The organism is Mycobacterium sp. 050272, assembly GCF_039023525.1.
Lineage (GTDB): Bacteria > Actinomycetota > Actinomycetes > Mycobacteriales > Mycobacteriaceae > Mycobacterium.
This window is the reverse complement of the sequence record NZ_JBCHKV010000001.1, coordinates 458,476-470,983: the sequence shown is the minus strand read 5'-3', so window position 1 is coordinate 470,983 and position 12,508 is coordinate 458,476. Positions and strand designations below refer to the sequence as shown.

The following is a 12,508-nucleotide window of genomic DNA, read 5'->3' as shown; positions in this document are numbered from 1 at the left end:
CGTGTAAGGGTCACGGCATGGTCGACCCGGTTACACTGTTCCTTGGTAGCGAGGCGTTGGCGAGCGGCAAGCTGAGCCGCCATCAATTGCGGGCACGATATCGCGCGGTGTTGCCGAACGTCTATGTCGGCACGGACGTCCGCCCTACACTCCAACAGCGCACCGCCGCGGCGTGGTTGTGGTCCGGCCGCCGGGCGACCATCGCTGGTGCGGCTGCCGCGGCATTGCATGGCGCCCAATGGATTCCCGAGGATGTCCCTGTCGAAGTGGTGCACACCAACCCGCGTGCTCCGCACGGCGTGCTGACGCGCCGCGGCATCCTGAAGGACGGCGAGACCCAGATGATCGCCGGGATCCCGGTCACAACTCCCGAGCGAACCGCTTTCGATATCGGCCGGCGCGGTGCCGTCCATTCAGCGATCGCCCGACTGGACGCGCTCGCTCGCGCGACCGGTTTCAAAATCGACGACGTGCTGCGCGTCGCGGAAAACCATCCGCGTTCACCGGGGCTTCGGCGCCTGGAAACCGCCCTGGAGTTGGTCGACCCGGGTGCGCAGTCTCCGCGGGAGAGCTACCTGCGGCTGCTGCTCATCGACGCGGGTCTGCCGCGACCGCAGACCCAGATCCCGGTGTTGGGTGTGGGCAACCTCCCCGTCGCCTACCTCGACATGGGCTGGCCGGAGTGGATGGTCGCGGTCGAATACGACGGTGACCAACACCGAACCGACCGACGGCAATACGTCAAAGACATCCGACGAATCGAGATGCTCGAGGAGATGGGCTGGGTCATCGTGCGAGTGGTCGCAGAGGACTCGCCTGCAGCGACCCTCCAACGGGTCCGCGCCGCGATCGCTACTTCGACTGTGCGTCAACGGCTTTGAATGTGCACTCGCGACGCAGTCCGTCGGCGTGTCGCCGCCCTCGACGCACGCGCAACGCCCTGGACGCACGCGCAACGCCCTGGACGCACGCGCAACGCCGAACGCAACGCCGAAAGCGACGGAAGCGGCCCGAGATTAGAACGTGCTGGTCGGCCGGACCTTGTTGGCCATGTCGACGAGCGTGTAGCGATGCCGCTGGGTGGGTGCTACCCGGGCCAGGCTGCGCAGCGATGCCTCGACGCCCAGCCGCAGCCCGTGCTTGGTGAACGGGAAGCCGAGGATGTGGTTTGTGCTGGCCTGGTTGTCTTCGAGCCAGTCCATCGCACCCCCGAGCACCAGCGCCCGGATCTGCAGCACCCGCGGTTCGGTGGGGGGCAGCGCCTCGACCCGTCGGGCGGCGTCGCGGATCTGCTCTTCGGTGACTTCGTTGGTCGAGCGGCCGGACAGCAGCATCACCGCACTGGTCAGGCGTGCGGTGGTGAAATGTCGTGATGTGGGCGGCACTTCGTCCAGCGTGCGCACCGCGCCTCGTCGATCGCCGGCGGCCGAAAGCGATCTCGCCAAACCGAACGCCGCCGAGATCACGCCGTCGTTGGTGCGCCACACCGTCTTGTAGAACTTATCCACGTCGACATTGCCGGCGAGTTCACCGGTGGCGGCCAGTGCCAATTTCGGTGCCAGCTCGCCGGGAAAGGTATCGAGCACCTCGGTGAAATGCTTGATGGCGGAGTCGTAATCGCCGGTGAGCAACTCGGCGACGGCCCGGAACCACACCAACCGCCAGCGCCAGCCCACCCGCTCGGCTAAGTCGTCGAGTTTGCGGGTCGCCTTGGCCACATCGCCGAGGTCCAGCAGCGCGCGCACCTCCATCAGCGGCAGCTCGACGGACTCCGAGACGTCGATGCCCTCGGCGGCCAGCGAGCCATGCCGCGCAGCGCGCAATGAATCCAGGGTCTGTACCGGCTGGGAGAGCACCGTCGCCTGCAGCACCGGGGCGGCGACGTCGGTGGGATCGACCAGCGGCACCGACAGCGCGGTCACGATCTCCCGGGCCGTCAGCTTCTCCGAATGCACCTGCCCGTCCAGGTAAACGTCGGTGTGCGCGAGCGACAGGTCGACGCCGAAGGTCGAGCGGCTCGGGCTGAACAGCGTCGACAGCCCGGGCCGCGGCACTCCGGAATCCTGAGCGACGACTTCCCGCAGCACGCCCATCAACTGCGTTGAGATCTCCTCGGCCGAACCGAACCGGCGCCGCGGGTCGGGGTCGATGGCGCGGCGCAGCAGCCGGCCGAACGAGTCGTAGGTGGACAGCACCGGGTCGTCTTCGGGCAGCCCGTCCACGTAGCGGCCGTTGCGGGTGCGCAGGTTCAACGTGAGCGCGGCCAGCGTGCGCCCGACCGTGTAGATGTCGGTGGCGATCGTCGGGCCGGTGCGCACGATCTCCGGCGCCTGATAGCCGGGTGTGCCGTAGAGGTAGCCGAACGAATTGACTCGCGACACCGCGCCCAGGTCGATCAGCTCCAGCTGCTCCTCGGTGAGCATGATGTTCTCCGGCTTGAGGTCGTTGTAGACCAAGCCGATGGAATGCAGATAGCTCAGTGCCGGAAGGATTTCCAGCAGGTACGCGATGGCTTCGGCGACCGGTAGCCGCGGGTCCTTCTTGCCCCGCTTGAGCGATTGGCCACCGATGTACTCCATGACGATGTAGCCGACCGGATCGCCGTGCCGGTCGGTGTGCTCGACGAAGTTGAAGATCTGCACGATCTGCGGGTGGACGACCTCGGCGAGGAACTGCCGTTCGGCCATCGCAATCGCCTGGGCCTCGGCGTCACCGGAATGCACCAGGCCTTTGAGCACCACCGGGCGGTCGTTGACGTTGTGGTCGACGGCCAGGTACACCCAGCCCAGCCCGCCGTGTGCGATGCAGCCCTTGACCTCGTACTGGTTCGCGACGATGTCGCCTGGATTCAGTTGGGGCAGAAATGAATACGGGCTCCCGCAGGATGGGCATTTGCCTTCCGACTCGCCCTTGCCCGCGGAGCTGGACCGGCCCACCGGCTTTCCGCAGTTCCAGCAGAACCGCTTGCCCTCCGGCACCACCGGATTGGTCATCAGCGCTTCGAGCGGATCGATGTCGCGGACCCGGGGGATTTCGACCAGCCCACCACCGAGCTGACGGGTAGGCGGCAGCACCCGCGTCGCGACCGTCATCCGATCCTGCGGGTCGGTGTCTAGGCTCCCGAGCGTGATGTGTGGCAGGTCGTCGTCGTCATCGTCGTCCCAGTCGGGCCGGAACAGTGCTTGGGTGGCATGCGCGCGCCCGGTCGTCGCGCCGGTCTGCGCTTCGCCCGCGTCGGTGCCCGGGTCGACGTCCTCGGTGTCGGCCTCGGTGTCGGTGTGTTCGGCCTCGGTCATCAGTCCACATACTTCGGTACGGGCGGGGCGGGCGCCGGTCCGAGAACCGTTAACCACTTGCGGTAGAGGGTGTTCCAGGTACCGTCTCGGCGGATGCGTTCCAGTGTGCCGTTGACGAACCGGACCAGTCCGGTGTTGTCCAGGTTGATCCCGATGCCGTAGGGCTGGGTCGCCATGTTCGGTCCGACGATGTGCAGATACGGGTCTTCCTCGACCAGGCCGGCCAGGATCGAGTCGTCGGTGGACACGGCGTCGATCTCCCGCTGTTGCATCGCCACCAGGCAGTCCGCCCAGTTCACCACCGAAACGATGATCGGGGGCGGGTCGATCTGGCGGATCCGGTGCAACGACGTGGTACCCCGGGCGACGCAGACCCGCTTGCCGGACAGGTCGCCCACTTTGGCGATCGGCGAGTCGCGCGAGGCCAGGATCCGCTGGTTGGCGTCGAGGTAGACGGTGGAGAAGTTCACCTGCTTGCGGCGCTCGCAGGTGATGGTCATCGTCTTCACGACGATGTCGACCTCGGAGTGCTGCAGCGCGGTGATGCGTTCGTCCGACGACAGGATCCGGTACTCGACGTGCGACGGGGCGCCGAAGATGTCGCGCGCGATCTCGCCGGCGATGTCGACGTCGAAGCCGGTGATCTCGCCGGTGATCGGGTCACGGAAGCTGAACAGGTTGCTGCCGATGTCGAGCCCGACGATCAGTCGGCCGCGCGCCCGGATGGACGCGACCGCGGCGTCGGCCTCGGGCTTGGTGGCGAAGGGGCGCAGGCTGGCGGTGGCGTTGCAATCCTGGCCGGTCTCGTCGGGCGGCAGCGGTGGCTCCGAGGACAGCTGCTCCATGCCGACCGGGGTGGGCGGCGGCAACGTCGGCGCGGTGGCGACGGTCAGTGTTTCGGTGTGCCCGCAACCCGCCAGCACGATCGCCGTGGCCAGCACGGCGGACGCCCGGCGGATCCTGGGCAGCGGGGTCATTATCGATACTCTTTCAGCCGCGGCCACAGACCCAGGGCGACCGCGATGGCCGCACCCAGGCTGAGCACCACACCGCCGACCTGGGCGCCGGACAGCCCGCTGCGCGCGTTGATCACGTCGTTGCGCAGGTGCGTCCGGCACTGCGTCATGGCCTTGCCCAACTGGTCTTCGAGCTTGTCGAACGCGGGTGTCGAGTCGTCCTCGGCGCTGCCCAGCGCGATCTGAGTGGCCGAGCGATAGTTACCCACCGAGATGTAGGAGTTGATGCGGTCGTTGGCCTGCCGCCACCGGACCAGCAGCTGGTCGGCGCCCTGCAGGTCGGGCTTGTCGACGGCATCGGCGCGGGCCATGTACTGGTCGATCTGTTGATGCATGAAGTCGATGCGCTGATAGAACGACTGTTTGCGGATCTGTTCGTCGCCACGCCGGATCAACGACAGTGTCTCGTCGGCCCGGGCCTGCTGCGCGGTGATCGCCACGCTGGTCACGGTCTTGAGCGACTCGGCCGCCGTATCTTTGGCGCTACGGCTGGCAGTCGTGGAGATAGTTAGCGCAGTCCCGACCCACACCACCATGACGAGAATACCGAGCGCACCCACGACCAGCCCGGGATTAATGCGGCGCCGGGTGCGCCGGGCCAGCCAACGATGCGAGAACGCCCCGAAGACGACGGTCGTCGCGATGACGAGGACCACGGGAGCCGGAAAGTGGGTGGACGCGGTCGTTTCGGCGTCCACCCGTTCCGACGTCGCCTGATAGAGCTGCGCCGCGTCGGGCAGGATCGTCGACTGCATCAGACCCGACGCCTCCGACAGGTACGACGAACCGACCGGGTTGCCTTCCCGGTTGTTGGTCCGCGCTATTTCGATCAGGCCCGTATAGACGGCCAGCTCGGCGTTGATCTTTCCGAGTAGCTGGACCAGCGGTTCATCGGTCAGGCCGCTGGACGCCCGGGTCACCGCGACCGCCGCGTCGGTGATGGCCTGTTCGTAACGCATCCGCACCGGCCATGGCTCGGCCTGGGCGATGAACGCGGTGGCCGCCGCGGCGTCGGCGATCGACAGCGTGGTGTACAGCCGCCCGGCCGCGAACGCCAGCGGCTCGGTGTGGTTGAGCACGGTGGACAGCACTTGCTGGCGGTGGTTGATCGTCGTCGAGGTGGCGAAGGCGCTGGAGACGCCGAGCGCCGCCAGCACGATGCCGATGGTGAGGATGCGGCCGGGTGTCGTCGAGATGAACCACCAACGGGGGTGGGCCGGTTCACCCGGCGACCGCGACCCCAGCGGTTCGGTCGACGGGTGCGCCAGCTCAACCGTCACGTGTTTTCAGACCTCAACTTTCGGTCGATGGAATGCGCCGCTCGTACCTGTATAAGCGAATTCTAAGAGGATGTCGGCGTGGATGGGGGGAGGCGGCCCAATTTCGGTGATCGGCTGCATATCCTGAACGCGTGCATGGCGACGGTGACGGATGGGTGATATCCGACAACGGCGCCCACTACTGGGGTCGGTTCGGCGCGGCGGGTCTGTTGCTGCGGGCGCCACGGCCCGACGGTACCCCCGCGGTGTTGCTGCAACACCGGGCGGTGTGGAGTCATCAGGGCGGCACCTGGGGGTTGCCCGGCGGCGCCCGGGATAGCCACGAAACCCCGGAGGAGACGGCGGTCCGGGAAGCCCACGAGGAGGCCGGGCTGCTCGCCGAGCGCGTGGCCGTGCGGGCGACCGTGGTCACCGCCGAGGTTGCCGGGATCGCCGGCACCCACTGGTCCTACACCACGGTCATTGCCGACGCCGGCGAGTTGCTGCACACGGTGCCCAACCGGGAAAGCGCCGAAATGCGCTGGGTCGCCGAGAACGAGGTGGCCGACCTGCCGCTGCATCCCGGCTTCGCCGCCAGCTGGGAGCGGCTGCGCACCGCGACGGCGCTGATCCCGCTCGGCCATGCCGACGAACGGCGCCAGCACCTGCCGCGCACGCTCGAGATCGACGCCGGGGTCTTCGTCTGGTGCATGCCGGTCGACGCGGATCAGGCGCCGTCGCACCTGAGCCCCCGGATCAGCTCGCTGCTCGAAGCGCTGAACTGAGCTGTTCGGCGGCGGCCCGGGGGTCCTCGGCCGCGGTGATCGCGCGCACCACCACGATTCGCCGGGCCCCGGCCGCGAGCACCTCGGGCAGCCGTTGCGCGTCGATGCCGCCGATCGCGAACCACGGCTTGGCCGGGTCGATCCGGGCGGTCGTCTCGACCAGCGGCAACCCCGGCGCCGAACGGTCGGGTTTGGTGGGCGTGGGCCAACACGGGCCGACGCAGAAGTAGTCGACGGCAGCCGTTGCGGCGTCTTTTACCTGGTCGGCGTCGTGGGTGGACAGGCCGATCAGCGGGCGGGGCCCGGCGATTTCGCGGGCCACCTCCGGTGGCAGATCGCCCTGGCCCAGGTGCAGCACATCGGCCCCGGCCGCGCGGGCGATGTCGGCCCGATCGTTGACCGCGAACAGCGCGCCGTGCCGGCGGGCCGCGTCCGCGAGGATCTCGCAGGCGGCCAGCTCCTCGCGCGCCTCCAGCGCACCGAACCGGCGTTCACCGGCCGACCCCTTGTCGCGCAGCTGGATGATGTCCACTCCGCCGGCCAGGGCGGCCTCGGCGAACTGGGCCAGGTCGCCGCGCTCGCGCCGCGCGTCGGTACACAGATAAAGGCGGGCGCCAGTAAGACGGGTAACAGGATCGTGCACACCGCGACGCTAGCGCGCTAGCGTAGAACCCGAACAACGAGAGACACGGGAGTCCCGAGCGACCTGCGGGGCTGAGAGTGGGCACAGCCGGCGAAACCGGAGCTGCCCTTACCGTCACACCTGATCCGGGTCATGCCGGCGAAGGGAGCGGAAGATGCCTTCGGATGTGGGGACGCTGGCCGTCATCGGCGGCGGCGTCATCGGGCTGTCGGTAGCGCGCCGGGCAGCCCAGGCCGGGTGGTCGGTGCGGGTGCACCGCACCGGCGATCACGGCGCGTCCTGGGTCGCCGGCGGCATGCTGGCCCCGCACAGCGAGGGGTGGCCCGGCGAAGAGCACTTGCTACGGCTGGGCCTGGAGTCGCTGCGGCTGTGGCGCGAGGGCGGCTACCTGGACGGGCTGCCGCCGGCGGTGGTCACCGCCCGCGAGTCGCTGGTGGTGGCCGTCGACCGGGCCGATGTCGCCGACCTGCGCACGGTCGCGGACTGGCTGGACGGACAGGGGCATCCGGTCATTTGGGAGCCGGCCGCACGCGATGTCGAACCTCTTCTCGCGCAAGGCATCCGGCATGGCTTTCGGGCACCCACCGAACTGGCCGTGGACAACCGCGCGGTCCTCGACGGGCTGGCGGCGGATTGCGAACGTCGCGGCGTCGCCTGGGCGCCGCCGGCCCACGACCTTTCGCGGGTCTCCGGCGACGCCGTGGTGGTCGCCAACGGCATCGACGCGCCGGCACTGTGCCCGGGACTGCCGGTGCGCCCGGTAAAGGGCGAGGTGCTGCGACTGCGCTGGCGAAAGGGTTGTATGCCGTTGCTGGACAGAGTGATTCGTGCACGTGTGCACGGCCGTCAGGTGTACGTGGTGCCGCGTGCGGATGGGGTGGTCGTGGGTGCGACGCAGTACGAACACGGCCGGGACACCGCCCCGGTGGTATCCGGAGTACGTGATCTGCTCGACGACGCGTGCGCGGTGCTGCCGGCGCTGGGTGAGTACGAGCTGGCCGAGTGCGCCGCCGGGCTGCGCCCGATGACACCGGATAACCTTCCTCTGGTGCATCGCGTGGACGACCGCACCCTGGTCGCGACCGGACACGGCCGGTCAGGTTTTCTGCTGGCGCCGTGGACCGCCGAACAGATTGTGTCCGAACTCGTTCCGGTAGGAGTCCAGCCATGATCGTGGTAGTCAACGCAAATGCGGTCGAGGTCGAGGGCCCGACAACGGTCGCCGGGTTGCTGGCCTCGCTCGGATTTCCCGAACGAGGTATAGCGGTGGCCATGGACGATGCTGTGTTACCCCGGTCCAGTTGGACCACAAAGCTTTTCGACGGTGCTCGGATCGAGGTAGTGACGGCGGTGCAGGGTGGCTGATTCCAAGCTGACGATCGCCGACCGCAGCTTCGCTTCGCGGCTGATCATGGGGACCGGGGGAGCGACCAGCCTAACGGTGCTGGAGGAGGCGCTGAGGATCTCGGGCACCGAGTTGACCACCGTCGCGATGCGCCGGGTCGACGCCGAGGGCGGCACCGGATTGCTCGAACTGCTCAACCGGCTGGGCATCACGCCGTTGCCCAACACCGCGGGGTGCCGCAGCGCGGCCGAAGCGGTGCTCACCGCACAGCTGGCACGCGAGGCGCTGAACACCAACTGGGTCAAACTCGAGGTGATCGCCGACGAGCGCACGTTGCTGCCCGATGCGGTCGAATTGGTCCGGGCAGCAGAGCAATTGGTCGACGACGGATTCGTCGTGCTGCCCTACACCAACGACGACCCGGCGCTGGCCCGCCGGCTGGAGGACACCGGATGCGCGGCGGTGATGCCCTTGGGTTCACCGATCGGAACCGGGCTGGGTATCACCAACCCGCACAACATCGAGATGATCGTCGCGCGGGCCGGTGTTCCGGTCATCCTCGATGCCGGCATCGGCACCGCGAGTGACGCCGCGCTCGCGATGGAGTTGGGTTGTGACGCAGTGCTGTTGGCCACCGCGGTGACCCGGGCCACCGATCCGCCCACAATGGCTGCCGCGATGGCGGCCGCAGTCACCGCAGGCTATCTGGCCCGGCGCGCCGGGCGAATCCCGAAGCGCTTCTGGGCGCAGGCGTCCAGTCCACGCCCGACGACGATGCGGGCCGGGGACCAGCCCGCGCAGGAGCGGGCCATCGAGTCTGAGCAATGAGCGATGCGAAGAGTTCGCCGAAACGGTATGTAGCGCTGGGCAGTTCGATGGCTGCCGGTCCGGGCATCCAGCCGCGCGTTCACGGCGCTCCCCGATGGTCGGGCCGATCGGCGCGCAATTATGCGCACCTGCTCGCCGAGCAGAAGAACCTCCAACTGGTTGACGTCACCTTTTCCGGCGCCACCACCGCCCACATCCTCACCGATCATCAGCACACCGCGCCGCCCCAGATCAGCGCGCTGGACGGCTCGGAGGACCTCGTCACGATCACGATCGGCGGCAACGACGTCGGCTACGTTCCGCTGTTGATGGCGGCGGCCCTGCCACGGGCTACGCGGCGGCTGCCGCTGCTGGGGGCGCGGATCGCCGAACTGCTGGACCGCGGCGCGCGCGAACGGGCCCTGGCCGAAGTGTCCGAGTCCTTGCGTGCGGTCGGGCGAGCCGTGTGTGAACGGGCCCCACGCGCGCGGGTTTTATTCGTCGACTACTTGACAATCCTGCCGCCCGAAGGCGTATCGGCACCTCCGATCTCGGACGCGGACGCTGCCCTGGGCCGCCGCGTGGCGGCGGCGCTGGAACGGCTCACGGCCGACGCCGCCGCGGCATCCGGCTGCGGGGTGGTCGGCGCCGCCGCGGCCAGCCGGGATCATCACGCATGGTCTGCCCAGCCGTGGACGACCAGACCGGCGAAATACATTGTGCCGCTGCCGGGTCGGCCGGCTCCACTACATCCCAACGGCGCGGGGATGAAAGCGGTGGCCGAACTCGTTGCGGCCCAGCTCTAAAACTCAGCCGTTGGACTGCCACCACTTGTACAGGGCGGCCGTGTCCGAGTTGGACGCGCGGATGAAGGCCAGCACATTCTTCGCGTCGACGGTCCACAGGACCTCGGCCTGGCCGGAATCGGTTCCGCAGGCCACCTGTCCGGCGGAGTCGGAGCTGCCCTGGTGCCATGTGGTGGGCGACTTGGCGTCGCCGCAGTTGGCGAGGGTGTCACTGCTGATGAGCTTGGTGAACGAGCTGGCCGTGTCGGCGCTGTTGGCGAACAGGAAGTACTTGCCGCCCATCGGACCGCTGGAATCGGTGTTCTGTCCGCACTGCAGGACCGCCACCACCGTGGCGGTAAACGAACCCTGCACGTCGGACACCGCCTGAGACGAGCAGTTGCTGCTGCTGTAGCCCTTCGAGAGGGCGCTCAGGAGCGTGGCGTTGTTGTCTGCCATCGCGGTGGGAGTGCCGACGCAGAAGAAGGTCGCTGTAAAGGCTGCGGCCGTCGCGGCTCGCAGCGTCTTGGCCGGGTGAGGCATCCTCGACTCCTGATATTCGGGTAACCGCCTGAAAGGCTGCGCCGACGATATTTGTCTTTGCCAGAATGATCGTAGGGGCAAACCACAGCTATGCAAGCCATTCCGCCGAATACGGTTTACACCGGCATCATTTTCGACGGCACGAGCACGGAAACTGTTGCGGCCCAAGTCCGATCGGGCGTTGCCCTGCCAATACCTGTAGAGCGAGGGCACGTCGCCTTTGCAAAAGGCGGAGCCCAACACGTTTTTGCCGTCGACGGTCCAGCGCGCCAGGCTGAAATCCTGGTGGGTTCCGCATGCCAGGTGGCCGCCGGCCCGATTGGAACTGCGTGGTGCGAACCCGTTGCGGCCCAACCGCAAAGCTCAGCCGTTGTCTCGCCACCACGAGTAGAGCGATCCGACGTCGTTGCCGGCGGCACGGATCACGCCCAGCATGTTCTTGGCCTCATTCGTCCAGATGATCTCGGCGTGGTTCTGAAAAGTCCCGCACGCCACCGATCCCGCGTTGGCGGTGGAGCTGCCCTGGTGCCATGGAGTCGGCGAGAAGGCATTCCCGCAGTTGCTCAGGGAGTCACCACTGATGAGGCGCTGAAATGAGCTCGCCAGCACGCTGCGATCGCTGAAGAGGAAATATTTGCCGAGCAATGGCCCACTCGGGTCCGGGCTTTGTCCGCACTGTAGGTAGGCCAGCGCGCCGCTGGGAACCCCCTGGGCGATGCAGTTGTTGAGGCCGTATCCCTTCGACAGCGTGCTGGCTAGTGTGTTGATATCCGCGCCGCTTCCGGTGTTGGGGTCCGCGGTCGCTGTCGCGGTGCCCGCAAACGCCAAACCGCCCACGAGCACGCCAGCCGTCGCGGCACGCAGCGGGTAACTCCGAGGTGACATCCGGCGGCTCCTTTCAATGGCGCGGCCGCGGTTCGGCTACCGCAATCGTAGGGCTATGTCGGGGCTGTGCAATACATTCCGTGCCGCCTTTGTCTTTCGGCGCATTATTGGGTCCTGACCTGCGAAATTCCGGGACGGCAACGGGAAGACGGCCCACACAACGCATTTCGTCGATACGCCGGGAACCGAGCCAACCCGACCATCGGGAGAGGCGCTGCGGCGGCAACGATGTCGGGGGTGTGAACGAACTGATTTCCGCGTACATAGTGCCCTCGCGACTCCGCTCATGTATGGTAAGCACGCTTTACGCCAGCTAACTTCTCGCGACTGGAGAATTCATGACTGCACAACCGCCGCCCCCGGGTTACCCGCCGCAGCAGCCCGCCGGGCAAGCACCGGATAACTATCTGGTGTGGTCCATCTTGGCGACACTGTTCTGCTGTCTGCCGTTCGGCATCGTGGCCATCGTCAAATCCACTCAGGTGAGTGGGTTGTGGGCCCAAGGTCAGTACGCCGAGGCGCAAGCCGCAGCGGACGCCGCCAAGAAGTGGGTGAAGTGGTCGGTCATCGCCGCGGTCGTTAGCGCCGTCCTGTACGGCATCGTGCTGGCGATCATCGCCATGACCACCGACACCTCAACCCCCGCGGCCATGGCCGCAATGCTGTAAAAGGGGTTGCACTTACGGTGACCCTCCAGCGGCCGCTCACGCTCGGTCTCGGCGCCCCGCTCATGGTCGCCGCGTCGACGACGTTGGTGTGCGCGGCCACCTGGGTGGGCGATCCGACCACCCCGGGTGGCCCGCTGCCGGTGTGTCCCACCAAGGCTCTGCTGGGTATCGACTGTCCCGGGTGCGGCAGCCTGCGGATGATCTATTCGCTCTTGCACGGCAACGTGATGGCCGCCGCCAGGTTCAACGCGCTGGGCTTGGCGGCGGTCGTGCTGTTGGTGTGGGCCTACCTGGTCTGGACCTACGGGCGGGTGACGGGCCGGCGGATCAGGAGCTGGCAACACCACCGCTGGGCGGCCATGATGACGCTGTCGTTGGTATTGGTTTGGTTTGTGGTGCGCAACATTCCGTTCGCCCCCTTCAGCGGGCTATACGTCTGACCGCACGCCGCGGTGCGCCGAATGCGCCGAGGCGCA

Annotated in this window: 14 protein-coding genes and 1 riboswitch; of the genes, 8 read left to right on the top strand and 6 right to left on the bottom strand. The window is 67.6% G+C overall.

Annotation, left to right across the window (positions count from 1 at the left end):
* Positions 1-17 precede the first annotated feature (17 nt).
* Entirely contained in the window at positions 18-881 is an 864-nt protein-coding gene (locus AAHS21_RS02365; protein ID WP_342926100.1) for a hypothetical protein, read from the top strand.
* Between the two features lie 135 nt (positions 882-1,016).
* Here AAHS21_RS02365 and AAHS21_RS02360 read toward each other — a convergent pair whose 3' ends face one another.
* From AAHS21_RS02360 to glnX, 3 genes are read right to left on the bottom strand one after another with little or no spacing between them, the layout of a single operon-like run.
* On the bottom strand, positions 1,017-3,296 hold the full coding sequence (locus AAHS21_RS02360) for a serine/threonine-protein kinase PknG (protein ID WP_342926099.1): 2,280 nt from the start codon (positions 3,294-3,296) through the stop codon (positions 1,017-1,019).
* On the bottom strand, positions 3,296-4,273 hold the full coding sequence (locus AAHS21_RS02355) for a glutamate ABC transporter substrate-binding protein (RefSeq protein WP_096284303.1): 978 nt from the start codon (positions 4,271-4,273) through the stop codon (positions 3,296-3,298). Before AAHS21_RS02355 ends, AAHS21_RS02360 begins: the two co-directional genes overlap by 1 nt.
* Positions 4,273-5,592: a protein kinase G-activating protein GlnX gene (gene glnX / locus AAHS21_RS02350; RefSeq protein ID WP_342926098.1), complete on the bottom strand. Its 1,320-nt coding sequence runs from the start codon at positions 5,590-5,592 to the stop codon at positions 4,273-4,275. Before glnX ends, AAHS21_RS02355 begins: the two co-directional genes overlap by 1 nt.
* Positions 5,593-5,723: 131 nt before the next feature.
* On the opposite strand from glnX, the gene AAHS21_RS02345 reads away from it, so the two are divergent.
* On the top strand, positions 5,724-6,356 hold the full coding sequence (locus AAHS21_RS02345) for an NUDIX hydrolase (protein WP_342926097.1): 633 nt from the start codon (positions 5,724-5,726) through the stop codon (positions 6,354-6,356).
* Here AAHS21_RS02345 and thiE read toward each other — a convergent pair.
* Positions 6,328-6,999 carry a thiamine phosphate synthase gene (thiE, locus tag AAHS21_RS02340; protein ID WP_342926096.1) on the bottom strand — a complete coding sequence of 224 codons (672 nt, stop codon included), beginning with the start codon at positions 6,997-6,999 and terminating at the stop codon, positions 6,328-6,330. The genes AAHS21_RS02345 and thiE overlap by 29 nt on opposite strands.
* A 35-nt stretch (positions 7,000-7,034) precedes the next feature.
* A riboswitch (TPP riboswitch) is annotated at positions 7,035-7,163 on the top strand.
* On the opposite strand from thiE, the gene thiO reads away from it, so the two are divergent.
* From thiO to AAHS21_RS02320, 4 genes are all read left to right on the top strand, one after another.
* Positions 7,154-8,170, top strand: coding sequence for a glycine oxidase ThiO (gene thiO, locus AAHS21_RS02335; RefSeq protein ID WP_342926095.1), 1,017 nt, complete (start codon positions 7,154-7,156; stop codon positions 8,168-8,170). (Overlaps the previous riboswitch by 10 nt.)
* Positions 8,167-8,364, top strand: coding sequence for a sulfur carrier protein ThiS (gene thiS, locus AAHS21_RS02330; protein WP_342926094.1), 198 nt, complete (start codon positions 8,167-8,169; stop codon positions 8,362-8,364). The genes thiO and thiS overlap by 4 nt, the downstream gene beginning before the upstream one ends.
* Entirely contained in the window at positions 8,357-9,172 is an 816-nt protein-coding gene (locus AAHS21_RS02325; RefSeq protein WP_342926093.1) for a thiazole synthase, read from the top strand. The genes thiS and AAHS21_RS02325 overlap by 8 nt, the downstream gene beginning before the upstream one ends.
* Complete coding sequence (locus AAHS21_RS02320; protein WP_342926092.1) at positions 9,169-9,957, top strand: SGNH/GDSL hydrolase family protein; 789 nt, start codon at positions 9,169-9,171, stop codon at positions 9,955-9,957. Before AAHS21_RS02325 ends, AAHS21_RS02320 begins: the two co-directional genes overlap by 4 nt.
* A 3-nt stretch (positions 9,958-9,960) precedes the next feature.
* On the opposite strand, the gene AAHS21_RS02315 is transcribed toward AAHS21_RS02320, so the two are convergent.
* A complete protein-coding gene (locus AAHS21_RS02315) occupies positions 9,961-10,479 on the bottom strand; it encodes a serine/threonine protein kinase (RefSeq protein WP_342926091.1) in 519 nt (172 codons plus the stop codon).
* 363 nt (positions 10,480-10,842) lie between these two features.
* Entirely contained in the window at positions 10,843-11,364 is a 522-nt protein-coding gene (locus tag AAHS21_RS02310; RefSeq protein WP_342926090.1) for a serine/threonine protein kinase, read from the bottom strand.
* A gap of 338 nt (positions 11,365-11,702) precedes the next feature.
* Here AAHS21_RS02310 and AAHS21_RS02305 point away from each other — a divergent pair, with 338 nt between their 5' ends.
* Positions 11,703-12,032, top strand: coding sequence for a CD225/dispanin family protein (locus tag AAHS21_RS02305; protein WP_342926089.1), 330 nt, complete (start codon positions 11,703-11,705; stop codon positions 12,030-12,032).
* A gap of 62 nt (positions 12,033-12,094) precedes the next feature.
* Positions 12,095-12,472, top strand: coding sequence for a DUF2752 domain-containing protein (locus AAHS21_RS02300; RefSeq protein WP_342926546.1), 378 nt, complete (start codon positions 12,095-12,097; stop codon positions 12,470-12,472).
* Positions 12,473-12,508 lie beyond the last annotated feature (36 nt).

Excerpts from the sequence above, each read along its gene's own strand:
- AAHS21_RS02365 (WP_342926100.1), top strand. The coding sequence starts at position 18 with ATGGTCGACCCGGTTACACTGTTCCTTGGTAGCGAGGCGTTGGCGAGC.
- AAHS21_RS02360 (WP_342926099.1), bottom strand. The coding sequence starts at position 3,296 with ATGACCGAGGCCGAACACACCGACACCGAGGCCGACACCGAGGACGTC.
- AAHS21_RS02355 (WP_096284303.1), bottom strand. The coding sequence starts at position 4,273 with ATGACCCCGCTGCCCAGGATCCGCCGGGCGTCCGCCGTGCTGGCCACG.
- thiO (WP_342926095.1), top strand. The coding sequence starts at position 7,154 with ATGCCTTCGGATGTGGGGACGCTGGCCGTCATCGGCGGCGGCGTCATC.
- thiS (WP_342926094.1), top strand. The coding sequence starts at position 8,167 with ATGATCGTGGTAGTCAACGCAAATGCGGTCGAGGTCGAGGGCCCGACA.
- AAHS21_RS02320 (WP_342926092.1), top strand. The coding sequence starts at position 9,169 with ATGAGCGATGCGAAGAGTTCGCCGAAACGGTATGTAGCGCTGGGCAGT.
- AAHS21_RS02315 (WP_342926091.1), bottom strand. The coding sequence starts at position 10,479 with ATGCCTCACCCGGCCAAGACGCTGCGAGCCGCGACGGCCGCAGCCTTT.
- AAHS21_RS02310 (WP_342926090.1), bottom strand. The coding sequence starts at position 11,364 with ATGTCACCTCGGAGTTACCCGCTGCGTGCCGCGACGGCTGGCGTGCTC.
- AAHS21_RS02305 (WP_342926089.1), top strand. The coding sequence starts at position 11,703 with ATGACTGCACAACCGCCGCCCCCGGGTTACCCGCCGCAGCAGCCCGCC.
- AAHS21_RS02300 (WP_342926546.1), top strand. The coding sequence starts at position 12,095 with ATGGTCGCCGCGTCGACGACGTTGGTGTGCGCGGCCACCTGGGTGGGC.